The sequence below is a fragment of the Paracidovorax sp. genome, from assembly GCF_057642795.1.
The window spans coordinates 70,718-93,223 of sequence record NZ_JBXYZY010000040.1 but is presented as its reverse complement, the minus strand read 5'-3'; the positions used below and the strand labels follow the sequence as shown (position 1 = coordinate 93,223).

Annotated in this window: 22 protein-coding genes; 12 read left to right on the top strand and 10 right to left on the bottom strand. The window is 70.2% G+C overall.

The features are described from left to right. Positions 1–108: 108 nt before the first annotated feature. Positions 109–1,053, bottom strand: coding sequence for a PhoH family protein (locus tag AC3A84_RS16595; RefSeq protein WP_487971136.1), 945 nt, complete (start codon positions 1,051–1,053; stop codon positions 109–111). Between the two features lie 50 nt (positions 1,054–1,103). Between AC3A84_RS16595 and ruvA the strand changes: the two genes are divergently transcribed. The 3 genes from ruvA to ruvB all read left to right on the top strand — a co-directional run bounded on the left by ruvA (position 1,104) and on the right by ruvB (position 4,470). After that, entirely contained in the window at positions 1,104–1,676 is a 573-nt protein-coding gene (gene ruvA / locus AC3A84_RS16590; RefSeq protein WP_487971135.1) for a Holliday junction branch migration protein RuvA, read from the top strand. A gap of 129 nt (positions 1,677–1,805) precedes the next feature. Continuing rightward, the gene (locus AC3A84_RS16585) at positions 1,806–3,386 is read left to right on the top strand and encodes a trypsin-like serine peptidase (protein ID WP_487971134.1); all 1,581 of its coding nucleotides are present in this window, start codon (positions 1,806–1,808) and stop codon (positions 3,384–3,386) included. Between the two features lie 19 nt (positions 3,387–3,405). Then, entirely contained in the window at positions 3,406–4,470 is a 1,065-nt protein-coding gene (gene ruvB / locus AC3A84_RS16580; RefSeq protein WP_487971133.1) for a Holliday junction branch migration DNA helicase RuvB, read from the top strand. 69 nt (positions 4,471–4,539) lie between these two features. Here the strand turns inward: ruvB and AC3A84_RS16575 are convergent, their stop codons facing one another. From AC3A84_RS16575 to ttcA, 3 genes are all read right to left on the bottom strand, one after another. Then, entirely contained in the window at positions 4,540–5,190 is a 651-nt protein-coding gene (locus AC3A84_RS16575) for a histidine phosphatase family protein (RefSeq protein ID WP_487971132.1), read from the bottom strand. A 9-nt stretch (positions 5,191–5,199) separates the two neighbouring features. Next, on the bottom strand, positions 5,200–5,931 hold the full coding sequence (locus AC3A84_RS16570; protein ID WP_487971131.1) for a DUF4136 domain-containing protein: 732 nt from the start codon (positions 5,929–5,931) through the stop codon (positions 5,200–5,202). Positions 5,932–6,010: 79 nt separating this feature from the next. After that, positions 6,011–7,000, bottom strand: a complete 990-nt coding sequence (ttcA, locus tag AC3A84_RS16565) for a tRNA 2-thiocytidine(32) synthetase TtcA (protein WP_487971130.1) — start codon at positions 6,998–7,000, stop codon at positions 6,011–6,013. A gap of 183 nt (positions 7,001–7,183) precedes the next feature. Between ttcA and AC3A84_RS16560 the strand changes: the two genes are divergently transcribed. The 4 genes from AC3A84_RS16560 (at position 7,184) to AC3A84_RS16545 (ending at position 11,829) form a co-directional block, all read left to right on the top strand. Next, complete coding sequence (locus tag AC3A84_RS16560; RefSeq protein WP_487971129.1) at positions 7,184–8,626, top strand: cache domain-containing protein; 1,443 nt, start codon at positions 7,184–7,186, stop codon at positions 8,624–8,626. Between the two features lie 10 nt (positions 8,627–8,636). Beyond that, the gene (locus tag AC3A84_RS16555; protein WP_487971128.1) at positions 8,637–9,284 is read left to right on the top strand and encodes a response regulator; all 648 of its coding nucleotides are present in this window, start codon (positions 8,637–8,639) and stop codon (positions 9,282–9,284) included. A gap of 224 nt (positions 9,285–9,508) precedes the next feature. Beyond that, positions 9,509–11,572 carry a carbon starvation CstA family protein gene (locus AC3A84_RS16550; protein ID WP_487971127.1) on the top strand — a complete coding sequence of 688 codons (2,064 nt, stop codon included), beginning with the start codon at positions 9,509–9,511 and terminating at the stop codon, positions 11,570–11,572. A 59-nt stretch (positions 11,573–11,631) separates the two neighbouring features. After that, on the top strand, positions 11,632–11,829 hold the full coding sequence (locus tag AC3A84_RS16545; RefSeq protein ID WP_487971269.1) for a YbdD/YjiX family protein: 198 nt from the start codon (positions 11,632–11,634) through the stop codon (positions 11,827–11,829). A gap of 197 nt (positions 11,830–12,026) precedes the next feature. Here the strand turns inward: AC3A84_RS16545 and AC3A84_RS16540 are convergent, their stop codons facing one another. From AC3A84_RS16540 to AC3A84_RS16530, 3 genes are read right to left on the bottom strand one after another with little or no spacing between them, the layout of a single operon-like run. Beyond that, on the bottom strand, positions 12,027–12,398 hold the full coding sequence (locus tag AC3A84_RS16540; RefSeq protein ID WP_092940673.1) for a dihydroneopterin aldolase: 372 nt from the start codon (positions 12,396–12,398) through the stop codon (positions 12,027–12,029). Continuing rightward, on the bottom strand, positions 12,395–12,805 hold the full coding sequence (locus tag AC3A84_RS16535; protein ID WP_487971126.1) for a dihydroneopterin aldolase: 411 nt from the start codon (positions 12,803–12,805) through the stop codon (positions 12,395–12,397). Before AC3A84_RS16535 ends, AC3A84_RS16540 begins: the two co-directional genes overlap by 4 nt. Beyond that, the gene (locus tag AC3A84_RS16530) at positions 12,802–13,683 is read right to left on the bottom strand and encodes an SDR family oxidoreductase (RefSeq protein ID WP_487971125.1); all 882 of its coding nucleotides are present in this window, start codon (positions 13,681–13,683) and stop codon (positions 12,802–12,804) included. Before AC3A84_RS16530 ends, AC3A84_RS16535 begins: the two co-directional genes overlap by 4 nt. Before the next feature lie 99 nt (positions 13,684–13,782). Between AC3A84_RS16530 and AC3A84_RS16525 the strand changes: the two genes are divergently transcribed. The 4 genes from AC3A84_RS16525 to AC3A84_RS16510 all read left to right on the top strand — a co-directional run bounded on the left by AC3A84_RS16525 (position 13,783) and on the right by AC3A84_RS16510 (position 16,725). Further along, entirely contained in the window at positions 13,783–14,889 is a 1,107-nt protein-coding gene (locus AC3A84_RS16525; RefSeq protein WP_487971124.1) for a class I SAM-dependent methyltransferase, read from the top strand. A gap of 243 nt (positions 14,890–15,132) precedes the next feature. Then, on the top strand, positions 15,133–15,348 hold the full coding sequence (locus tag AC3A84_RS16520; RefSeq protein WP_487971123.1) for a hypothetical protein: 216 nt from the start codon (positions 15,133–15,135) through the stop codon (positions 15,346–15,348). 155 nt (positions 15,349–15,503) lie between these two features. Then, positions 15,504–15,698 (top strand): DUF2905 domain-containing protein, encoded by a 195-nt coding sequence (locus tag AC3A84_RS16515; RefSeq protein ID WP_092940710.1) that lies wholly within the window; start codon positions 15,504–15,506, stop codon positions 15,696–15,698. A gap of 88 nt (positions 15,699–15,786) precedes the next feature. After that, on the top strand, positions 15,787–16,725 hold the full coding sequence (locus AC3A84_RS16510; RefSeq protein ID WP_487971268.1) for an ROK family protein: 939 nt from the start codon (positions 15,787–15,789) through the stop codon (positions 16,723–16,725). A 47-nt stretch (positions 16,726–16,772) separates the two neighbouring features. On the opposite strand, the gene AC3A84_RS16505 is transcribed toward AC3A84_RS16510, so the two are convergent. Further along, positions 16,773–18,077 (bottom strand): aspartate aminotransferase family protein, encoded by a 1,305-nt coding sequence (locus AC3A84_RS16505; protein ID WP_487971122.1) that lies wholly within the window; start codon positions 18,075–18,077, stop codon positions 16,773–16,775. 145 nt (positions 18,078–18,222) lie between these two features. Between AC3A84_RS16505 and AC3A84_RS16500 the strand changes: the two genes are divergently transcribed. Then, entirely contained in the window at positions 18,223–19,095 is an 873-nt protein-coding gene (locus AC3A84_RS16500) for a LysR family transcriptional regulator (RefSeq protein WP_487971121.1), read from the top strand. Between the two features lie 85 nt (positions 19,096–19,180). Here AC3A84_RS16500 and otsA read toward each other — a convergent pair whose 3' ends face one another. Continuing rightward, positions 19,181–20,593, bottom strand: a complete 1,413-nt coding sequence (gene otsA / locus AC3A84_RS16495) for an alpha,alpha-trehalose-phosphate synthase (UDP-forming) (protein WP_486159740.1) — start codon at positions 20,591–20,593, stop codon at positions 19,181–19,183. 58 nt (positions 20,594–20,651) lie between these two features. Beyond that, complete coding sequence (locus tag AC3A84_RS16490) at positions 20,652–22,409, bottom strand: glycoside hydrolase family 15 protein (RefSeq protein WP_487971267.1); 1,758 nt, start codon at positions 22,407–22,409, stop codon at positions 20,652–20,654. Positions 22,410–22,506: the final 97 nt, after the last annotated feature.

Here is a 22,506-nt window from a genome sequence, read left to right as displayed (position 1 = left end):
GGCCCGGAGCAGCAGATGCCGTGGATCTGGCTGCCCTCGTCGACCGGGGTCGTCACCCTGCCCGGCGCAGCCGAGGGAGGGGGGAATGGGGGGATGCCGCGCCGCGGCTCAGGGGGGTGTCCCCCTCCGTGCATCGTAGGCGTCCACGATGCGGGCGATCAGCGGGTGGCGTACCACGTCGGCCGTGGTGAAGCGCGTGACGGCGATGCCCTTGACGCGCTTGAGCACGCGCTCGGCGTCGATCAGGCCGCTCAGCGTGCCCTTGGGCAGGTCGATCTGGCTCACGTCGCCGGTCACCACCGCCTTGGCGCCGAAGCCGATGCGGGTGAGGAACATCTTCATCTGCTCGGGCGTGGTGTTCTGCGCCTCGTCCAGGATGACGAAGGCGTTGTTCAGCGTGCGCCCGCGCATGAAAGCCAGCGGCGCGATCTCCAGCGCATTGCGCTCGAAGGCCTTCTGCACCTTGTCGTATCCCATCAGGTCGTAGAGCGCGTCGTAGAGCGGGCGCAGGTACGGGTCCACCTTCTGCGTCAGGTCGCCGGGCAGGAAGCCCAGGCGCTCGCCGGCCTCCACGGCCGGGCGCGTCAGCACGATGCGCTGCACGTTGCTGCGCTCCAGCGCATCGACGGCGCAGGCCACGGCCAGGTAGGTCTTGCCGGTGCCGGCCGGGCCGATGCCGAAGGTGATGTCGTGGCTGGCGATGTTCTCAAGATACGCGCCCTGCGTCGCGGTGCGCGCGCGCAGGTCGGCGCGGCGGGTGTTCAGCAGCGTGGGCGCGCCCTCGGGCGCTTCCAGCAGCTCGCTGTCGCCGGCCAGCATGAGCTGGATGTGCTCCTCCGCGATGGGGCGCTCGGCCATTTCGTAGAGCGCCTGCAGCAGCTCCATCGCCTGCGTGGCCTTCGCCTTGGGGCCGTCCACCTTGAACTGCTCGTGCCGGTGGGCGATGCGCACGTCCAGCGCCGTCTCGATCAGGCGCAGATGGGCATCGGCCGGGCCGCACAGATGGGTGAGCCGCAGGTTGTTGTGGGGGGTGAATGTGTGGCGCAGGATCACGCGGATAATTCCGTTCAAGAGGCCGCCAGAACGCGCGGCAAAGGACATCAATGATAGGCAAACTGACCGGCACCCTGCTGGAGAAGAATCCCCCGGAAGTGCTGCTGGACTGCCATGGCGTGGGCTACGAAGTGCAGGTGCCCATGAGCACCTTCTACAACCTGCCGGCCGTGGGCGAGCGCGTGGCCCTGCTGACCCAGTTTATCGTGCGCGAGGATGCGCAGCTGCTCTACGGCTTCGCCACTCACCCTGAGCGCCAGGCTTTCCGCGAACTCATCAAAATTTCCGGTGTCGGGCCGCGCACGGCGCTGGCCATCCTCTCGGGCCTGGGCGTCACCGACCTGGCCCAGGCCGTGACGCTGCAGGAGGCCGGCCGCCTGGTGAAGGTGCCCGGCATCGGCAAGAAGACGGCCGAGCGGCTGCTGCTGGAACTCAAGGGCAAGCTGGGCGCTGACATCGGCAGCGTGGCCCATGCCCAGAGCGATGCGCAGGCCGATATCCTGCAGGCCCTGCTGGCGCTGGGTTACAACGACAAGGAGGCCGCCACCGCCCTGAAGGCCCTGCCGGCCGACGTGGGAGTGAGCGATGGCATCAAGCTGGCGCTGAAGGCGCTGGCGAGGTGAGGGCCGGATTGGCATGACCCGTGACTGCTTGGCCGTGGGTTGGCCGCAGCGCCCGCTGATGGCGTCACATGGAATCTATATACAGCGGGTGTCTTATGTCTCTTTTGAACGGAACGTGAAGGGCTGCACATGAAAAAGAATGCATTCAAACCCTTGGCTGCGGCGGCTGCCGTGTCGCTCGTACTCGCCGCCTGCGGCGGCGGTGGCGGAGGGGGCAACTCCACGGCGGGCAGCGGTGCCGGCGGCAGCGGTTCAGGTGCCGCTTCTGGAGGCAGCGGTGGTGGTGGTGCAAGCGGTGGAGGCAGTGGCGGCACGGTCGTCACGGTCCCGCCCGATGCCGCTGTGAACCGCATCGAACCCCTGGACACCAGCGCGTTGTCGGCTTCGGCCACGCCGGCTCCCACCGCCACCAAGGACGCCGCCGCAGCCCAGGGCATCGCCCCCACAGGCACCGTGCGCCATGTGCAACTGGGCGCGCTGCCCGCGGCTTCGATCGCCAAGTCCGCTGCCGCCAATCCGGCGCAGGGCATCGCTCGCCAGATCGGCTCGGTGCGCAGCGTGACCGATACGGCCACCGTGGCCTCCACACAGTCCCTGCTGCAATGGAGCCCCACGGACCGCGGCACCCAGGTGGCGGCCATCGCCTTCGACGCTGCCGGCGCTTACGGCGTGCGCCTGGGCGTGCTGGTGCGCAGCCTGCCGTCCGGAGCGGTGCTGCGCTTCTATGGCGCCGATCCCGCTGCCGCCGTGCAGGTGTCCGCACAGGATCTGGCTGCCATCGCCGCACGCAACGCCCAGGGCGGCGCTGACGTCACCACCGCCCGCACCTACTGGAGCCCCGACTTCGGCGGCGCATCGACCACGCTGGAGGTGGAGATCCCGGCCGCCGCACCCGTGTCCGCCGTGCAGATCGCCGTGCCGCGCCTGTCGCACTTCACCGTCGCCCCCGATGCAGCCGAGGGGGGCTTCACCACCAAGGTGGGCGAATCCGGTTCCTGCAACGTCGATGTGATGTGCAAGCCCGAATACAGCAGCGAAAGCCGCTCGGTGGCACGTATGATCTTCGTGCACGACGATGGCAACGCCTTCGTCTGCACCGGTACCCTGCTGAACGACATGCGCTCCTCGCGTACGCCGTATTTCCTGAGCGCCAACCACTGCATCTCCACCCAGTCGGTGGCCTCCACCCTGACCACCGACTGGTTCTACCGCTCCACCGCCTGCAATTCCGGCGCCGTGAACCCCGGCGCCTTGCGGCTGACGGGCGGCGCCACGATGCTCTACGCCACGGCCAACACCGACACATCCTTCATGCGGCTCAACGCCATGCCGCCAGCCGGTGTGGTGTATGCGGGCTCCTACTTCGGCGGCGTGCCTGTGAAGATGCCGGTGGCGGGTATCCACCATCCCAAGGGCGACCTGCAGAAGGTCAGCGTGGGCACGGTGCAGTTCTACAGCACCTGCTCCTCCGACACCTGCCAGTCCAGCAACGCGGACAACGGCACCTTCATCTCCACCAACTGGCAGCAGGGCACCACCGAGGGCGGTAGCAGCGGCAGCGCGCTCTTCGTTGGCATCGGCAGCCGCCGCTACGTTTCCGGCCAGCTGCTGGGCGGATCGACCAGCTGCTCCAACCCCGGTGGCCTCGACCAGTACGGCCGCTTCGACCAGCCCTATCGCTCGACGCTGCGCCAGTGGCTCAATCCGTGAGCCGCATGAAATCCACTCCATGAGCATCCAGACCGACGACTTCGCCCCCGTTCCCCCGCCCAAGCGGGTGGTGTCCGCAGCCCCTGTATCCCCGCAGGAAGAAGCGCTGGAGCGCGCCCTGCGCCCGAAGCTGCTGCAGGAATACGTGGGGCAGGCCAAGGCGCGGGAGCAGCTGGAGATTTTCATCGGCGCCGCCCGCAAGCGGTCCGAGGCGCTGGACCATGTCCTGCTCTTCGGGCCGCCCGGGCTGGGCAAGACCACGCTCAGCCACATCATCGCGGCCGAGTTGGGGGTGAATCTGCGCCAGACCAGCGGCCCGGTGCTCGAAAAGCCCAAGGACCTGGCCGCGCTGCTGACCAACCTGGAAAAGAACGACGTTCTCTTCATCGACGAGATCCACCGCCTCTCGCCCGTGGTCGAGGAAATCCTCTATCCCGCGCTGGAGGACTACCAGATCGACATCATGATCGGCGAGGGGCCGGCCGCGCGCAGCATCAAGCTCGACCTGCAGCCCTTCACCCTGGTGGGCGCCACCACCCGCGCCGGCATGCTCACCAACCCGCTGCGCGACCGCTTCGGCATCGTCGCCCGGCTGGAGTTCTACACGCCTGAGGAACTGGCCCGCATCGTCATGCGCAGCGCCGGGCTGCTGAACACCCCCATCGATTCCGAAGGTGGCTTCGAGATCGCCCGCCGCTCGCGCGGCACGCCCCGTATCGCCAACCGCCTGCTGCGCCGCGTGCGCGACTATGCCGACGTGAAGGGCGATGGGCGCATCACGCTGGACATCGCCCAGCGCGCCCTGACCATGCTCGACGTGGACCCGCAGGGCTTCGACGTGATGGACCGCAAGCTGCTCGAGGCCGTCATCCATCGCTTCGACGGCGGCCCCGTGGGGCTGGACAACATCGCCGCCAGCATCGGCGAAGAGTCCGGGACCATCGAGGACGTGATCGAACCCTACCTCATCCAGCAGGGCTACCTGCAGCGCACCCCGCGCGGGCGCGTGGCGACGCTGGCGGCCTTCAGGCATCTGGGGGTGACGCCACCCCAGAGTGGTGGGTCGGATCTTTTCAATCTTTGAGGTTCCGCAGGTGGCGCGGCGGTCGCCTGAGCGGGTGGGCAGGGCTGCAGGTACCGAGGGCGCACGCCTTCAGGAATGCAGTTCGTCCCGCGCTCCCGCCCCCGCTTCCAGGTGCCCCACGTCACCCCAGCCGATCAGCGTCAGGCCGTCCGGCGTCCAGAGCAGCCGGTTGATGGCGGCGTTGCCCAGGTGCCAGGTGCGGGGGGACTGGATGTCCTGGCCGGTGGCCAGACGGTAGAGCGCGTCGAGCACGCCGCCGTGGGCCACCATCACCACCTGTTCGCCGGCGTGGCGCGAGGCCAGGCGCTCGACGGTGCCGGCGATGCGGGCGCGCACCATGGTCAGCGATTCGCCGCCTTCGGGGGCGTAGTCGGGGTCGCGCTGGCGCCAGCGGCGCGCCTGCTCGGGCAGTTCGGCTTCGATCTCGGCGAAGGTGCGGCCCTGGAAGTGGCCGAAGCTGCGTTCGCGCAGCCCTTGATCGGTGGCGAGCGGCGCGCCTGTAGTGCGGGCCACGGCCTGGGCGGTGGTGTGGGCGCGCTGCAGGTCGCTGGCGTAGATGGCGGCGATGGGCTCGTCCGCCAGGGCTTCGCCCACCCGCGCTGCCTGCCAGAGGCCGGTGTCGTTGAGGGGGATATCGAGATGGCCCTGGATGCGGGTGTCCACGTTCCAGGCGGTTTCGCCATGGCGGATGGCGATGATGCGGGTGGCTTGCTGTTGCATGTGGCGGGGTCAGGGCTTGGGTTGCGGCTGGGGTTGGAGCCTCTGAGGCTGTGCCCGCGGCGTCTGCTGCACCACCACGCCGGCCGCCGGGGCGGCGGAGGGCGCCACGGTGATGGTGGCGGGCGCGCCGCCGGGGGCGATGGTGGTGCGCACCTGGCGCGGCCCGGCAGGCGGCTGCGGGAATCCCGTGAGCGCCGCATCGAAGAGGATGCCGAAGATGGCGGGGTCGTCCGTCCACACGTCTTCATAGACGGCAGAGGTCTCATAGACGATCTTCTGCGTGGCGGCGTCGCGCAACACCAGGCTCACCTCGCGGCGGTGCAGCGTGGGCGGGCGGTCCATCCAGCTGCCGCCGAAGCCCCAGCCCAGGCCGCGGCCGTAGCCTACCCCCCAGCCCCAGCCGAAGGGGCGGTAGAACGGGTCGGAGTAATAGGGCCAGCCGGGGCGCACGTAGCTGCCCTGGGCGGAGATCTGCAGCACCAGCCGGGCGTTGGCGTCATCGCGCTGCAGGCCCACGCGGGCGAGCGACTGCTGGGCCAGCGCCTCGATGGCGTTGAACGATGCGGCATGGGCGGCCTGCGAGGGCAGGCGTTCCAGGCGGTAGGTGGGGGGCTGGGGCAGCGCGGTCAGGGTGGAGTAGCTGCGCACGTCGCTGTCCACCACATGGGTGGTGGCGCAGCCGGCGAGCACGGCGGCTGCGGCACAGAGCATCAGGGAGCAGAGCCAGCGCACGATCGTCATGGTGTTGTCCTCGGAACAGGATGAAAAGGTGATGAGGGCGGGCGGTGCGTGCTGGCCGGCCGGGTGGCCAGGGCCGCTCTCAGGTCAGCTGCACCACCTGCAGGCCGGGCAGGCCCGTCGCCGCGGAGGGGAAGCTTTCGGGGTCGAAGGCCTTGTCGCCGTCTTCGCTTGCCACGCCCGTGGCCTTCAGATTCTTGAAATCGTGCAGCGTTCCATCGAGCAGGTGCGACGGCACGACGTTCTGCAGCGCATTGAACATGTTCTCGACGCGGCCGGGAAAGCGCTTGTCCCAGTCGCGCAGCATGTCGCCCACCACCTGGCGCTGCAGGTTCTCCTGGCTGCCGCAGAGGTTGCACGGGATGATGGGGAACTGCCGGTGCTGGGCCCAGCGTGCGGTGTCCTTCTCGGGCACATAGGCCAGCGGGCGGATGACCACGTGCCGGCCGTCGTCGCTCACCAGCTTCGGGGGCATGCTCTTGAGCTTGCCGCCAAAGAACATGTTGAGCAGCATGGTCTGCAGGATGTCGTCGCGGTGGTGGCCCAGGGCGATCTTGGTGCAGCCCAGCTCATCGGCCACGCGGTAGAGGATGCCCCGGCGCAGGCGGCTGCACAGGCCGCAGGTGGTCTTGCCCTCGGGCACCACGCGCTTGACGATGCTGTAGGTGTCCTGGTTCTCGATGTGGAAGGGCACGCCCGTGGTCGCCAGGTATTCGGGCAGCACATGCTCGGGAAAGCCGGGCTGCTTCTGGTCGAGGTTCACTGCCACCAGGTCGAAGTGGATGGGTGCGCGCTTTTGCAGCTTGATGAGGATGTCCAGCAGGGTGTAGCTGTCCTTGCCGCCGGACATGCACACCATGACCTTGTCGCCTTCCTCGATCATGTTGAAGTCCACGATGGCGCGGCCCGTTTCGCGGCACAGGCGCTTTTCGAGCTTGTGGTTCTCGCGCTCGATGCGCAAGGAGGCGGCCTGGGGCGCGGCGGAGGCGGAATCTGTGGTGGCGGCGGCGTCGGCCATCCAGTCGGTGGACGCGGCGACGGCAGGGGCGGCGGCGTGGGGCAAGGCGGTCATGGGCGGCGGCAGGGCAGGCGGGGGGACAATCGGGGCCGGACGGGGTGTGGCGCTGGGCGCGGGGCGGTCCGGAGGGGCGCCCGAGAAGAGGCCGTGATTTTAAGGCGGCCCCGAAAAGGCCGCCGGCCCCGCCCGCCTTCGCCATTCCGTCCGCCACCCCCTTTGCTGCCCTCTCGACTCCTCATGGCTCTCTCGCTGTCCCAATGGCTCCATTCCCGGCTGCAACGCCTCTGGCCTGCCGCCGAGCGACCGGGCAGCGATGCCGCGCGCCTGCGCACCAAGGTGCTGGTGCTGGCGGTGGTGCCGCTCCTGGCCACGCTGGCGGTGGTGGCGGCCGTGGTGCGCCACCAGTCGCTGGACCTGGCGCAGCGCGAGCGCACGCTGGTCGAGCGCAGCTACCTGGAGCAGCGCCGCAACGAGCTGCGCAACTACGTGCAGCTGGCCCTGGGCACCGTGCAGCCGCTCTACGACAGCGGCCGCGACGACGCGGCCACGCGGGCCGAGGCGTTGCGCCGCCTGTCCGCGCTGGACTTCGGCAGCGACGGCTATTTCTTCGTCTACGACCTGCAGGGCCGGGCGCTGATGCATTCGCGCCAGCCCGAGCTGGTGGGCCGCAATCTCTGGGAGCTGCGCGATCCGCAGGGGCGGCCCACCATCCAGCAGCTGATCGCGGGCGCCCGGGCCGACGGCGGCGGCTACGTCGAATACGCCTGGCCCAAGCCGTCCAGCGCCGGGCAGGTGCTGCCCAAATTGGGCTACGTGACCACGCTGCCGCGCTGGAACTGGATGGTGGGCACGGGCCTCTACCTGGACGACATCGACACCACCCTCGCCGGGCTGGAGCGGCAGGTCGAATCGAACGTGGCCGTCACCATGTGGTGGATCGCCGCCGTGGCGGCGCTGGGCTTTGCGGCCATCAGCGCCACGGGGCTGTTGCTGAACCTGAGCGAGCACCGCGCCAGCGAGGCGCGGCTGCGCGTGCTGGCGCGCCGCGTGGTGCAGTCGCAGGAAGAGGAACGCGCCCACCTGGCGCGCGAGCTGCACGACGGCACCAGCCAGACGCTGGTGTCGGCCAAGCTGCTGATCGAATCGGCCGTGGAGGAACTGGGCCCGCAGCGCCCGGTGCCGGCCACGCTGGCGACGGCGCTGGAGCGGCTCAACGACGCGCTCACCGAAGTGCGCCGCCTCTCGCACGAGCTGCGCCCGGCGCTGCTCGACACCCTGGGCCTGCCCGCCGCCATCGGGCACCTGGCGCGCAGCTTCGGCGAACACGGGCCGCTCGCCGTGCAGGCGCATGTGGCGCAGCCGCCCGGCCCGCTGCCGCACGATGTGGCGACGGCGCTCTTCCGCGTGGCGCAGGAGGCGCTGACCAACGTGCTCAAGCACGCCCAGGCGCGGCAGGTGCATGTCACCCTGGACTTCGTGGGCGGCGGCGTGCAGCTGGAAGTGCGCGACGACGGCCGCGGCTTCGACGCCGATGCGCTGCGGAACGACCCCCACGCCGGCATCGGCCTGCGCAACATGCACGAGCGCATGGAGGCGCTGGGCGGGCGGCTCGAACTGCGCTCCGGCCCCGGCGGCACGCGCGTGGTGGCCGAGGTGCCGGATACCATCCGCCCCGCATGACCCCGAACCCATGAACACGCCCGCCCGCATCCGCCTCTTCCTCGTCGATGACCACGCCCTGGTGCGCGACGGCCTGCGCGCGCGGCTGGCGCCGCTGCCCTGGATCGACATCGTGGGCGAGGCGGGCGGCGCGGCCGAGGCCGCCGGCCCCATCGCCGCGCTGGCGCCCGACCTGGTGCTGATGGACGTGGGCATGAAGGACATGAACGGCCTGGACTTCGCCGCCCAGCTGCTGGCGCGCCAGCCCGGCCTGCGCGTGCTGATGCTCAGCATGTACGACAACCCCGAGTACGTGCAGCGCGCCCTGCAGGCCGGCGCGCGCGGCTACGTGCTGAAAGACGCGCCCGCCGCCGAGCTGGTCGCTGCGCTGGAGGCCGTGGCCGCCGGCGGCACCTTCCTGAGCCCGGCCGTGTCGCAGCGGCTCTTTCGCAACCAGGCGCCCAAGCCGCTGCTCACGCCGCGCGAATGCGAGATCCTATCGGCCCTGGGCCGTGGCGCTTCCAGCAAGCAGATCGCGGCCGACCTGGGCCTGAGCGTGCGCACGGTGGAGGCGCACCGCCAGAACATCCGGCGCCGGCTGGAGCTGGGCAGCCTGGCCGAGCTGATCCGCTACGCGGTGGAGCATGCGGCAGACCTGGGTACTACGGCGGGAAGCTGAGAGAGCGTCTGAGCCGGCCGGCACCGGGGTGTCGGAGCGTAATCAGGGTTAACCCTTTTCGGGTTGAACCTTAGGCAATCCCACTCGGCTTCCCTACGCGGCAAGGCGGATGCGCGGTGGGGCACGCCTCGGGATACTTGGTGGTTCGGCCGCCTGCCGAGAGAACCAGCCCGAGGGGCAGGGCGGCCCGCTCCCCATCACAACGTTTCAGGAGACAAGTCCCCATGTCCCACATTCGCCGCCACCTCGTGTGGCTCGCCATCGCGCTGCTCGGCGCCTGGGCGCTCGGCACCGTCGCGCTCACGCGCGGCGAGTCGATCAGCGCGCTCTGGATCGTCGTCGCGGCGGTCTGCGTCTATCTGATCGCCTACCGCTACTACAGCCTGTTCATCGCCCAGCGCGTGCTGGGGCTGGACGCCACCCGCTCCACGCCGGCCTGGCGGCACAACGACGGGCTGGACTACGTGCCCACCAACAAGCACGTGCTGTTCGGCCACCACTTCGCCGCCATCGCCGGCGCGGGCCCGCTGGTGGGGCCGGTGCTGGCCGCGCAGATGGGCTATGTGCCGGGCCTTCTGTGGCTGCTGGCCGGCGTGGTGTTCGCCGGGGCGGTGCAGGACTTCATCGTGCTCTTCATCTCCACGCGGCGCGACGGCCGCTCGCTGGGCGACCTGGTCAAGCAGGAGATGGGCACCGTGCCGGGGCTGATCGCGCTCTTCGGCACCTTCATGATCATGATCATCATCCTGGCCGTGCTGGCGCTGATCGTGGTCAAGGCGCTGGCCGAATCGCCCTGGGGCGCCTTCACCGTGGCGGCGACCATTCCCGTGGCGCTCTTCATGGGCGTCTATCTGCGCTACATCCGCCCCGGCCGCATCGCGGAGGTATCGGTGATCGGCTTCGTGCTGCTGATGGCCGCGATCTTCGGTGGGCAGGCCGTGGCGGCCGACCCCGTCTGGGGCCCGGCCTTCACCTTCGACGGCAAGACGCTGACCTGGATGCTGATCGGCTACGGCTTCGTCGCCGCCTCGCTGCCTGTGTGGCTGCTGCTGGCGCCGCGCGACTACCTCTCCACCTTCCTGAAGATCGGCACCATCGTGGCGCTGGCCATCGGCATCGTGGTGGTGGCGCCCACGCTGGAGATGCCGCCCATCACCCAGTTCGCGCAGGGCAACGGCCCGGTCTGGTCGGGCAGCCTGTTCCCGTTCCTCTTCATCACCATCGCCTGCGGCGCGGTGTCGGGCTTCCACGCGCTGATCTCCTCGGGCACCACGCCCAAGATGCTGGAGAACGAGACCCACGCCCGCTACATCGGCTACGGCGGCATGCTGGCCGAATCCTTCGTCGCCGTGATGGCGCTGGTGGCCGCCTCGTGCATCAACCCCGGCATCTACTTCGCCATGAACAGCCCCGCCGCGCTGGTGGGCAGCACGCCTGACGCGGTGGCCGCCACGCTGTCGACCTGGGGCTTCGTCGTCACGCCCGAGATGCTGGTGCAGACCGCCAAGGACGTAGGCGAGCACACCATCCTGGGCCGCGCCGGCGGCGCACCCACGCTGGCCGTGGGCATGGCGCACATCCTCCATCAGGTGGTGGGCGGCCCGGCCATGATGGCCTTCTGGTACCACTTCGCCATCCTGTTCGAGGCGCTCTTCATCCTCACCGCGGTGGACGCCGGCACGCGCGCCGGCCGTTTCATGCTGCAGGACCTGCTGGGCAGCTTCGTGCCCGCGCTCAAACGCACCGATTCGCTGCCCGCCAACCTGATCGCCACCGCGCTGTGCGTGGGCGCCTGGGGCTACTTCCTCTACCAGGGCGTGGTCGATCCGCTGGGCGGCATCAACACGCTGTGGCCGCTCTTCGGCATCTCCAACCAGATGCTGGCCGCCGTGGCGCTGATGCTGGGCACCGTGGTGCTGTTCCGCATGAAGCGCGAGCGCTTCGCCTGGGTGACCATCGCGCCGGCCGCCTGGCTGCTGGCCTGCACGCTCACGGCGGGCTGGCAGAAGATCTTCTCGGCCGACCCGAAGATCGGCTTCCTTTCGCATGCCGCCAAGTACGCCGACGGCATCGCCCAGGGCAAGGTGATCGCCCCGGCCAAGACGGCCGAGGCCATGTCGCGCATCGTGCTCAACGACCGCATCAACGCGGGGCTGTGCGCGCTGTTCATCTTCGTGGTGCTGAGCGTGCTGTTCTACAGCGTGCGCGCCTGCCTGCAGGCCCGCGCCGCGAATCGCCCCACGGCGCATGAAACCCCGTTCGAGGCCCTGCCCGAGGCGGCGAGATGAGCGGTGACCCCGCCGGCGTCTCGCCGGCCGGCCGACCCCTGCAGGCCGCGCGCGATGCCGTGCAGGCCGTCGCCACCGGCGGGCGCTACCTCGCGCAGTCGCTGCGCCTGATGGTGGGCCTGCCCGACTACGACGCCTACCTGAGCCACCATGAGCGCACGCACCCCGGCGAACCGGTGATGAGCTATGCCGAGTTCTTTCGCGACCGGCAGGATGCGCGCTACGGCGGCAAGGGCCGGATCAGCCGCTGCTGCTGATCGACGACGGCCGGCGAGGGCTGCCCGCCCAGCGCCCGTGGTGGCGGCCGACCACGGTGTGGGCTGCCACGCACCGGAGACTTCGCGTCCCTGGCCCCCGGGGCGCTTGCGGCAAGGTGGTGGGGCGGACGTGAGCAGGGGAGGAGCCGTGCCGGCCCGCTCGCGCTAGGTGTGCTGGCGCGTGGCGCGGGTGGCGTTCACCACTCGCCCGATTCCATCCGTATCGCCACTTCGCAGTCGTCGAAGATCTCCAGCTTGGCGATCTTCACGCGCACGCCGATCACGCCGGGCAGCTGCATCAGGCGCCGCGTGAGCTTGCCGATCAGGCTCTCCAGCAGGTTGACGTGCTCCGCCGTGCACTCGTCGATGATGATCTGGCGCACCTTGCGGTAGTCGAGCACGTGGTTGATGTCGTCGTCGTGCGGCAGCAGGGGCTGGCGGCCCTGGTTGAGTTCCGCGTCCACCTGGATGGGTTGGGGCGCGGTCTTTTCGTGTTCGAGGATGCCCAGGTTCGCGTCGAAGCGCAAACCGGTGAGCGTGAGGATCTGCTGGCCGCCGTCGGGGGTCATGGGGCTTCGTTCCTGAGAATCGATTCGCTGAATCGGAAGGTCTCCACGCCCACGAATTCGCAGTCGGGGTAGACGTCGGGCTTGGCCGTGCGCACGCGCACCGCCATCACGCCGGGTTGGGACATCAGCGTGGCGAGCAGCTCGTCGCCCAGCGTTTCCTGCAGGCCGATGGGGCCGCGGGCGATGCGTTCGTGGACGGCATCGCGCACGAAGTCGTAGTCCAGCACTTCAGCGATGGCGTCGGCCTGGGGCGTGGTGTCGGCCAGGCGCACGTAGATGTCCACGTCCAGCAGGAGGCGTTGGGGCGCGGCCTTCTCGAAGTCGTGGATGCCGATCCAGGCCTGCACCGTGAGGCCGCGCAGCATCAGGCGCCGGCAGTGGGCCTGCAGCCAGTCCATGCGGCTCATGGGCGGCCTCCTTGGGTGGCCGATGCCGCGCCCTGCAGTACCTGCTCGGCCACGAACATGATGTCGCGCTCGGTGGGCACCAGGTGCTGGCCGTTGTCCACGCACAGGCTCATGCCGGTGATGCAGGGGTTGCCGGCGAGGAAGGCCGCCGCCTGCGCCACCTGGGCCGGGTCGATGGGTTTGAGCAGCAGGTTGGCATGGCTGGCGGCCGCGAAGTTCTCTGCCGTCTGCGGGCCGCTCTGGAAGAGCAGGCCGGGTGCCACCGCGTTCACGCGCACCTGGGGCGCCAGGGCCTGCGCCTGCTGCGCGACCGAGCGCTCCAGCGCCAGCTTGGACAAGGTGTAGGAGTAGTAGTCGGGATTCAAATTGAAGACTTTCTGGTCGAGCACATGCACGACGGATGCGGCCGGCGTGCCCGCAGGGCCCCCGGCGTGCAGGCCGTGCAGCAGCCGTGCGAGCGTGACGGGCACGACGAGGTTGGTGCGCATCTGCGCCCAGAGTGTTTCCTCGGCGAAGTCGGCGGCGGTGTCGGGTTCGAACAGCGAGGCGTTGTTGACCACGCAGTCCAGCCGCCCGCCGGTCTGCGCCAGCACGCGGGCGAAAAGTTCGCGCGCATCGGCTTCGGAGTGCAGCGGGCCGGCGACGGCCACCGCATGCCCGCCGGCCGATGCGATCTGCGCCACCACCGCTTCGGCCTCGTCTGCCGACTGGTGGTAGTGGCAGGCCACCTGCCAGCCCTGGTGGGCGAAGGCCAGGCACAGCTCGCGGCCCAGGCGCCTGGCGCCGCCCGTCACCAGCACCCAGCTCGCGGCTCCGGCGGCAGAGCGGCCGGGCGCGGAACCTGGGGCGGAATCGGGCAGGCGGGCGGTATCGCTCATAAGATGGAAGGCTGGTCAGAACAAGGCAGAAGGCCCGGCGCAGCGCCGGAAGGAACGAACGAGATGACGGTGAACCCTCAGAAAGAACAGGCGAGTGTAATGACGAACGCCCTGGCCGGCCGCGTGCGCGAGGCCATCGCCCAGGCCGGCGGCTGGATCGGTTTCGACCGCTTCATGGAGATGGCGCTCTACACGCCCGGCCTGGGCTACTACGCCAATGAATCGCCCAAGTTCGGCACCCTGCCGGAGTCGGGCAGCGACTTCGTCACCGCGCCCGAACTCTCGCCCGTCTTCGGCCGGGCGCTGGCCGCCCAGGTGCGCGAGGCGATGGACGCCACCGGCACCGACGAGGTCTGGGAATTCGGCGCCGGTTCCGGCGCGCTGGCCGCGCAGCTCTTGGAGGCGCTGGGCGACCGCGTGCGGCGCTACACCATCGTGGACCTGTCGGGCAGCCTGCGCCGGCGCCAGCAGGCGGCGCTCGCCGCCTGGGAAGGGCGCGTCGCCTGGGCCGACCGCCTGCCCGAGCGCTTCGAGGGCATCGTCGTCGGCAACGAAGTGCTGGACGCCATGCCCGTGCAGCTGCTGGCGCGCCATGGCGGTGCCGGCACCGGCGTGTGGCACGAGCGCGGCGTATCCCTGGGCGAAGCCGGCCAGGACGCAGAAGCCACTTTCGCCTGGGCCGACCGACCCACCGCGCTGCGCCCGCCCGTCGAGCCCGAGGGCCCGCAGGACTACCTCACTGAGATCCACGCCCAGGGCGAAGGCTTCATGCGCATGCTGGCCCAACGCCTGGCGCGCGGCGCGGCTTTTCTCATCGACTACGGATTTCCCGAGGCCGAGTACTACCACCCCCAGCGCCACATGGGCACGCTGGTCTGCCACCAGGCGCACCAGGTTGATTCCGATCCGCTGGCCGATGTGGGCGCCAAGGACATCACCGCCCACGTCAACTTCACCGCCATGGCCCTGGCCGCGCAGGACGCGGGCCTGCACGTGCTGGGCTACACCACCCAGGCGCACTTCCTCATCAACTGCGGTTTGCTATCGCAATTGGAGCAGCTACCCCAGGCGGAGCGCGCGCAAGCGGCCAAATTGATGATGGAGCACGAGATGGGCGAGCTCTTCAAGGTGCTGGCCGTGGGCGCGGGGCGCGAGCCCTGGCAGCCGATGGGCTTCGCGCAGGGCGACCGCACGCACCGGCTGTAGGGCAGGGGCCGGAGCGCTGCACGCCTTCGGGGAATCCATAGGTGTTGGGGTGGTAACAACTGACGAAGCCGTGGCTCCCAGCAGAAGGCAGGAGCTGTCGCAAAGCTCCGCCGATGGCCCGGGCCACCGGCCTTTCCGGATCTCCGTTTGAAGCGGGCCCCGTATTCCACTGCCGGGGCTTGAGCTGCCGCCGCAGCCCCCCCCCCCCCCCCGCGTACCGCCCGCATCTGGCAGCAGGGCTGGGTGTGGCGCCTGGTCATCGTGGTGGTGCGGGCCGTGCGGTGGGAGGGCCTGGCCAGCGGCGAATGGGTCGCCAAGACCGCCAGCTCGCTGTCGGTGCTGCGCAAGGGGTGCCTCGCCGGCCTGGTGCTGGTCATCCTGATCGGCCTTTGGGTGGAAAGCCTGGGCTTTCACACGCTGGAGCGGTTAACGGTGCGTGGCTTGGGCGTGCAGCGCTGAGCGCAAAGTCGTTCCCAGCGCGCTTTCCAGCTTTCCTTGTCTGGAGGCGCGAGCTTCGTAGCCGCGTGGCAGCGCGATATGAAGGGCCACCGTCCGGTGATCGAGGATCACCCGGGCGCCTCCTGCCAGACCCGCACGCCACCTACACTCCCCGCATGCTGCGCTGGTTTATCGTCGTCTTCCTCGCCCTCATGTGCATCAGCTGGCTTTCGCCGCTGCTGCGGCGCATGGGGTTCGGGCGGCTGCCGGGGGATTTCCGGTTCCGCCTGGGCGGGCGCGATTGGGATGTGCCGCTGGCGTCCACTTTGCTGCTGAGCTTCGTCGCCAGCCTGATCGCCAAGTGGGTGTGATGGGGCAGGCCGGGCGTGTGCGCTCGGTGCAGCAGGCGGCAGCGTGCGTTTCTTTTCTGAAAGGCTTCGGGGGCAGATGACGACGACGATGAAGGCGTGTATTGATGTGGGCGGCACCAAGGTGGCCGTCAGCCTGAGCGATGGCACGGGTGCGCCGCCAGTAGGCAGGCGGGCCGAGCCCACGGCCACCACGGGCGACCGGGGGGCGCTGGCGCGGCAGATCCTGCGGATGGTGGACGAGGTCTGCGCCAGCCTGGGCCTGGAGCCGGGCAGCGTCACCCAGGCCGGCGTTTCGTCGTGCGGGCCCTTCCTTTTCGTCGATGGGCGGGCCGAGGTCAGCAACCCCAACATCTGCGGCGGCCTGGCAGGCCCTGCGCGCGGGCTGGGCAACGACTGGGTTTCGGTGCCGCTGGAGGCGCCGCTGCGCGAGCGCTTCGCCCAGGTGCGGGTGGAGAACGATGCCGTCGCCGCGCTGGAGGCCGAGCGCATCTGGGGCGCGCTCCAGGGCCTGGACCACTGCGCCTACGTGACCTGGAGTACCGGCGTGGGCGCGGGCCTGTGCGTGGATGGCCGGGTGCTGCGCGGCAAGAACGGCAATGCCGGCCACGCGGGCCACACCTATGCGTCAGACGACCCGATCGGCATGCTGTGCGGCTGCGGCAACCGGGGCGATGTGGAGGCGCTGGTGGCGGGCAATGCGGTGCAGCGCCGCTTCGCCGAAGGCGGCTGGGCCGATGCGGCGGCGCTGATGCGGGCGGCCTCCGCGGGCGATGCCGCCGCGCTGGACGTGGTGAACGAACTCTGTCGGGTGCTCGGCCGCATGCTCTACAACCTGGTGGCGCTGATGGATCTGCAGCGCATCAGCCTGGGCGGCAGCGTGTTCTGGAACAACCAGGCCCTGCTGCTGCCGCGCCTGCAGCATGAGGTGTCGAGCCGCCTGCCGGCGCTGACCGAGGGTGTGCAGCTGGTGCCGGCCGGGCTGGGCGACAAGGTGGGCGACTACGCGGCGCTGGCGCTGGTGCATTGAAATGAGGTGAGGCCGGCATCCGGCCCCCGGCGCCACCGCCGCACGCTTCAGACGCAGCGCTCGATGGCCCGGCCCAGCAGCTCCAGCCCCTGGTCGATCTCCGCGTCGCTCACCGTCAGCGGCGGGGCGATGCGGAACACGCCGCCCATGCCGGGCAGCTGCACCACGTTCATCGACAGGCCCAGCCGCATGCATTCGCCGGTGATGGCCGCGCCCAGGCCGTCGGCAGGTTCCTTGGTGGTGCGGTCCTTGACGATTTCCAGGCCCAGCAGCAGGCCCCGGCCGCGCACGTCGCCGATGCACTCGTAGCGCTCCTGCAGCGCGCGCAGGCCGGCCTCCAGCCGGGCGCCCGCCACCCGGGCACGGTCGGCCAGGCGGTCGCGCTGCACGATCTCCAGCACCTTCAGGCCGATGGCCGCGGGCAGCGGGTCGCTCACATGGGTGGTGTAGAACAGATAGCCGCGCTCGTGGGCGCGTTCCTCGATCTCGGCCGTGGTGACGATGGCCGCCAGCGGCAGGCCGGCGCCCAGGGTCTTGGAGAGGGTCAGGATGTCGGGCACCACGCCGTCGCGCTCGCACGCGAACATCGTGCCGGTGCGGCCCACGCCGGTCTGCGCCTCGTCGAGGATCAGCAGCATGCCGCGCTCCTCGCACTTCGTCTTGAGCGCGGCCAGATAGCCCGGCGGCAGGTCGATGATGCCGCCCGAACTGAGGATGGGCTCGGCGATGAAGGCGGCCAGGCTGCCGCAGGACTGGCGGTCCACCAGGTCGAAGCCGTAGTCCAGCTCGGCCTGCCAGTCGTAGGCGCCGCTGGCATCGAAGAAGCGCGGCCGGAAGCCGAAGGGCGCGTTGATGGCCAGCGAGCCTGCCGCCGCCGGGCCCACGCCGCGCCGCCCGGCGCTGTAGGTGGCCGAGGCCGCACCGCCCGTCATGCCGTGCCAGGACTGGGCGAAGCCCACGATCTCGAACCGGCCCGTGACCAGCTTGGCCATGCGGATGGCGGCCTCGTTCGATTCCGCGCCGGTGGTGAGGAGCAGGCTGCGCTCCAGCGCGCCCGGCGCCACGCCGGCCAGCGCCGTGGCCAGGTCCACCACGGGGCGCGACAGCATGCCGCTGAAGAGGTGCTCCAGCCGGTGGGCGTAGTCGCCGATCACGGCGCTGATCTCGGGATGGCAGTGGCCGAGCACGGCGCTCATCTGGCCCGAGGTGAAGTCCAGGATGGGCCGTCCGTCCGCGTCATAGACGAAGCTGCCGGCCGCGCGCTCGATCACCAGGGGGGCGAAGCTGCCGCCGTAGCGCACCAGGTGCTGGCGGGCGCGGTTCCAGAAATCGGGATCGTCGTTGCGGGACATGCAGGGCTCCTGACAGGCGAATGAGGCAAGCGGGGGGGGGAGGGGCGACACGAGAAGAGACAGGGGTTTGCAGGCCACTCTAGGGGCTTGCCAGGTGTCAGTAAAACGAATAGTTTTCAAGGCTGAAATCAACATTTCTGATACCTTGCCCTCCGCTCTCGACATCGACCTGCTACGCAGCTTCGCCGCCGTGGCCCAGACCGGCACGCTGGGCGCCGCGGCCGCGCGCGTGGGCCGCACCCAGTCCGCGCTGAGCATGCAGATGCAGCGCCTGGAAGAGTCCTGCGGCCAGCCGCTGCTGCACCGCACGGGGCGGGGCGTGCGCCTGACCAGCCAGGGCGAGCGGCTGTTGGTGCATGCGCGGCGCATCCTGCACCACCACGACGAGGCGCTGGCGGACCTGACCGGCACCGGCCTGGCCGGTGCGCTGGCCGTGGGCTGCCCGGACGACTACGCGGCCGCCTTCCTGCCCCAGCTGCTGCGCGGCTTCGCGCTGCTGCACCCGCTGGCCCGGGTGGACGTGGTGTGCGCGCCCACGCCCCGCCTGCGCGAGCGGCTGGCCACGCGCGCGCTCGACGTGGCCCTGGTCTCGCTGCCCTGGGGCGACGCGCCGCCGCCCGGCACGCTGGCGCCGCTGCGGCGCGAGCCGCTGGTCTGGGTGGCGAGCCCCGGCACGGCGGTGGCGGACTGGGACCCGCTGCCCCTGGCCCTGTCCGACCCCGACGTGCTGGATCACCGCGCCGCGTGCGAGGGCCTGCAGGCCCAGGGCCGGGCCTACCGCGTGGCCTATGCCAGCGGCAGCCTCACCGGGCTCACGGCCGTGGTGCGGTCCGGCTCGGCCGTGGCGGTGCTCACGCGCTGCGCGGTGCCGCCCGACCTGCAGGTGCTGGCCGCCGATGCCGGCCTGCCGGAGCTGCCCTGGCTCGGCATCAGCCTGGCGTTCTCCCAGGGGCAAGCCGCGACGCCGCTGGCGCAGGCCTTCGCGGACCATGTACGCGGCGTGCTGCCGTCGTTGTGATGGGGAAAACCAGGGGGGCGGCGCGCGCCAGGCCGGGGACATCCGGGCCCGGCGCAAAGGCGAGCAGTGGTCGGAAGCTCTGGCCTCAGCCGCCGCGCGCCAGGTGGCTGCGGTCGTCGTCCTCGCCGGCCTGCTCCAGGGCCGAGAGGTAGCTCTTGCGCCACCAGTGCACGTCGTGCTCGCGGATGTTTTCCATCAGCCGCTGGTGGCGGCGCTGGCGTTCGGGCAGCGGCATCTGCAGCGCGGTCTGGATGGTGTCGGCCATGCCCTGCGTGTCGTACGGATTGACCAGCAGCGCTTCCTTCATCTGCTCGGCCGCGCCCGCGAAGCGCGAGAGCACCAGCACGCCGGGGTCCTCCGGGTCCTGCGCGGCCACGTATTCCTTGGCGACGAGGTTCATGCCGTCGCGCAGCGGCGTGACCAGGCCCACGGCGGCGGCGCGGCACAGGCCCGGCACGCGCTTGCGCGCCACGGTGCGGTGGATGTAGCGCAGCGGCATCCAGTCCAGGTCGCCGAAGTCGCCGTTGATGGCGCCGCACAGGCCTTCGAGCTCGGTGCGCAGGTCGGCATAGGCATTCACGCTGTCGCGCGAGGGCGAGGCGATCATGACGAGCGTGGCGCTGTGCTGGTTCTCGGGGTAGCGCGAGAGCAGTTCGCGGAAGGCGCGCACGCGCTGCGGGATGCCCTTGGAATAGTCCAGCCGGTCGATGCCCAGGAGCAGGCGGCGGCGCGAATATTCCTCGCGCATGGAGTGGAAGGTATCCATGGCCTCGGGCGCGGCCGCCAGGCGCGCGAACTCGTCCACGTCGATGCCGATGGGAAAGGCCCCCACCTGCACGGTGGCGCCGAAGGCGCGCAGCCGCTGCGGGCCGACGGCCTGGGCCGATGCTTCCTGGTCGAGGTAGCGCGTGAAATGCGCCACGTCGGCCTCGCTCTGCAGGCCCACCAGGTCGTAGGCGAAGAAGGAGCGCATCAGCCATTCGTGCTGCGGAATGGCGGCCATGATGAGCGGCGGCGGCACGGGGATGTGCAAAAAGAAGCCGATCTTCTGGCGGCAGCCCAGCGCGCGCAGCTCGGCGGCCAGCGGGATCAGGTGGTAGTCGTGCACCCAGATGACGTCGTCGTCCTTGAGCAGCGGCAGCAGCTTGCGGGCGTACATCTGGTTCACGCGCCGGTAGCCGGCGATGTAGCCGGCGTTGAAGTCGGCCAGGTCCAGCCGGTAGTGGAACACCGGCCAGAGCACGCTGTTGCTATAGCCGTAGTAGTAGCTGTCGTGGTCCTCGCGGCACAGATCGACGGTGGCCAGCGTGACGTTGCCGGCCTGGCGCGTGTGCAGCGTGCCTTCGCCGGGCAGGCCGTCTTCGGTGACCGTGCCGCTCCAGCCGAACCACAGGCCCCCGGTCTGGTTCAGGGTCTCGCCCAGGGCCACCGCCAGGCCGCCGGCGGCGGGCTTGCGAGGGTCGGCGATACGGTTGGAGATGACGACGAGACGGCTCATGGAAAGGTCCTTGGAAAGTGATCGCTGGGAGTGGGCGGGCCGGCCGGCGCGTGCCGGCTCAGATCACCGAGTCCCACGGCGCCGACAGGCGCATGGCGGCATTGATGATGCCCACCATCGAATAGGTCTGCGGGAAGTTGCCCCACATCTCGCCGGTCTCGGCATGCGTGTCTTCCGACAGCAGGCCCAGCGGGTTGCGGGCGGCCAGCATGGCCTCGAAGATCTCGCGTGCCTGGCTGCGGCGGCCGATACGCGCCAGCGCGTCGATGCGCCAGAAGGTGCAGATGTTGAAGGCGGTGTCGGGCTTGCCGAAGTCGTCCGCAGCCTCGTAGCGGCGCATGTAGGGGCCATCGCAGAGCGAGGCTTCCATGGCGTCCACCGTGCTCACGAAGCGAGGATCGCGCGGGTCGATCAGGCCGACCTCGGCCATCAGCAGCACGCTGGCGTCCAGCTCGTGCCCGCCGAAGCTCTCTGCGAAGGCCTGGCGCCTGTCGCTCCAGGAGCGCGCGAGGATCTCCTCGCGCATGCGGTGCGCGTGCTCCTGCCAGTACGCTGCGCGGTCGGCGAGCTGCAGCTTGGCGGCGATCTTGGCCAGCCGGTCGCAGGCGGCCCAGCTCATGAGTGCGGACGAGGTGTGGATGCGGGCGCGGGTGCGCAGCTCCCACATGCCGGCGTCGGGCGTGCCATAGACGCGCACGGCCAGCTCGCCGATCTGTTCCATGCGGGTGAATTCGGCTTCGCCGCCGGGGTTGAGCAGCCGCCGGTCGTGGAAGGCCTGCGCCGCACCCAGGATGATGTTGCCGTACACGTCGTGCTGGAAATGCTCGGCCGCTTGGTTGCCCACGCGCACCGGGCCCATGCCGCGGTAGCCGGCCAGCTGGGGCACGAAGTCTTCGGGCAGCTCGCATTCCAGGCCGATGCCGTAGAGAGGCTGGATGTGGCCTTCGCTCGCTTCGGCCACCACGCTGCTGAGCCAGCGCAGGTAGTCCTCCATGGTGGCGGTTTCCGAGAGGCTGTTGAGCGCGCGAACGACGAAGAACGCGTCGCGCAGCCAGCAGTAGCGGTAGTCCCAGTTGCGGCCGCTGTGGGCCGATTCGGGGATGCTGGTGGTCATGGCCGCCACGATGGCGCCGGTGTCTTCGTAGAGCGAGAGCTTGAGCGTGATGGCCGCGCGGATCACCGCGTCCTGCCACTCGAGCGGTAGCGCCAGGCGCTGCGTCCACTGGCGCCAGTAGGCGATGGTGTCCTGCTCGTAGGAGCGGGCCGTGTCGGCGATGCCGGTGGGGAGGGCCTCGTCGGCGCCGAGCAGGAATTCGTAGCCGCGCGAGAGCACGAAGGGCTGGCCGGAGAGCACGTGCGAGAGCGGCGCGTCGGTGGTCAGGCGCAGCGTCAGGTCGGGGCCGACGAAGCGCACGTGGTGGCTGCCCTGGGTGATCTCGGGCCGCTCGCTGCCCCAGCCGAAGCGCAGGTTGGCGGTGACGCGGATGCGCGGCGAGCCCTTGACCGGCCGCACGCGGCGCACCAGCAGCATGGGTCGGAAGAACCGCGCCCGGGCATGGAAGCGCGGGGCGAAGTCGGTGATCTCGATGCTGTTGCCGGAATGGTCGGTGAGCCGCGTGCGCAGCACGGCGGTATTGGGCTCGTACCACTGGCGGCTTTCGGCCAGGTTCTCCAGTTCGATGGCGAAGCGGCTGCCCTCGTCGCCGGGCTGGATCAGGGCGTTGAACACCGGGTCGCCGTCGAAGCGCGGCATGCACGACCAGACGATGTGGCCCTGCGCATCGACCAGCGCGCTGATGGAGCAGTTGCCGATCATGCCCAGCTTGAGCGATGCATCGGCCGGCGGCGCGAAGCTCTCGGGCCGGGGCAGCAGCTCGCGCGCCACACGGCGGGCCGCGGCCGGGGGCGGGGCG

What these genes read in the sequence shown, in the direction of transcription:
- ruvA (WP_487971135.1), top strand. Translation starts at nt 1,104, where the DNA reads ATGATAGGCAAACTGACCGGCACCCTGCTGGAGAAGAATCCCCCGGAA.
- AC3A84_RS16585 (WP_487971134.1), top strand. Translation starts at nt 1,806, where the DNA reads ATGAAAAAGAATGCATTCAAACCCTTGGCTGCGGCGGCTGCCGTGTCG.
- ruvB (WP_487971133.1), top strand. Translation starts at nt 3,406, where the DNA reads ATGAGCATCCAGACCGACGACTTCGCCCCCGTTCCCCCGCCCAAGCGG.
- AC3A84_RS16575 (WP_487971132.1), bottom strand. Translation starts at nt 5,190, where the DNA reads ATGCAACAGCAAGCCACCCGCATCATCGCCATCCGCCATGGCGAAACC.
- AC3A84_RS16570 (WP_487971131.1), bottom strand. Translation starts at nt 5,931, where the DNA reads ATGACGATCGTGCGCTGGCTCTGCTCCCTGATGCTCTGTGCCGCAGCC.
- ttcA (WP_487971130.1), bottom strand. Translation starts at nt 7,000, where the DNA reads ATGACCGCCTTGCCCCACGCCGCCGCCCCTGCCGTCGCCGCGTCCACC.
- AC3A84_RS16560 (WP_487971129.1), top strand. Translation starts at nt 7,184, where the DNA reads ATGGCTCTCTCGCTGTCCCAATGGCTCCATTCCCGGCTGCAACGCCTC.
- AC3A84_RS16555 (WP_487971128.1), top strand. Translation starts at nt 8,637, where the DNA reads ATGAACACGCCCGCCCGCATCCGCCTCTTCCTCGTCGATGACCACGCC.
- AC3A84_RS16550 (WP_487971127.1), top strand. Translation starts at nt 9,509, where the DNA reads ATGTCCCACATTCGCCGCCACCTCGTGTGGCTCGCCATCGCGCTGCTC.
- AC3A84_RS16540 (WP_092940673.1), bottom strand. Translation starts at nt 12,398, where the DNA reads ATGACCCCCGACGGCGGCCAGCAGATCCTCACGCTCACCGGTTTGCGC.
- AC3A84_RS16535 (WP_487971126.1), bottom strand. Translation starts at nt 12,805, where the DNA reads ATGAGCCGCATGGACTGGCTGCAGGCCCACTGCCGGCGCCTGATGCTG.
- AC3A84_RS16530 (WP_487971125.1), bottom strand. Translation starts at nt 13,683, where the DNA reads ATGAGCGATACCGCCCGCCTGCCCGATTCCGCCCCAGGTTCCGCGCCC.
- AC3A84_RS16525 (WP_487971124.1), top strand. Translation starts at nt 13,783, where the DNA reads ATGACGAACGCCCTGGCCGGCCGCGTGCGCGAGGCCATCGCCCAGGCC.
- AC3A84_RS16515 (WP_092940710.1), top strand. Translation starts at nt 15,504, where the DNA reads ATGCTGCGCTGGTTTATCGTCGTCTTCCTCGCCCTCATGTGCATCAGC.
- AC3A84_RS16510 (WP_487971268.1), top strand. Translation starts at nt 15,787, where the DNA reads ATGAAGGCGTGTATTGATGTGGGCGGCACCAAGGTGGCCGTCAGCCTG.
- AC3A84_RS16505 (WP_487971122.1), bottom strand. Translation starts at nt 18,077, where the DNA reads ATGTCCCGCAACGACGATCCCGATTTCTGGAACCGCGCCCGCCAGCAC.
- otsA (WP_486159740.1), bottom strand. Translation starts at nt 20,593, where the DNA reads ATGAGCCGTCTCGTCGTCATCTCCAACCGTATCGCCGACCCTCGCAAG.
- AC3A84_RS16490 (WP_487971267.1), bottom strand. Translation starts at nt 22,409, where the DNA reads ATGATCGGCAACTGCTCCATCAGCGCGCTGGTCGATGCGCAGGGCCAC.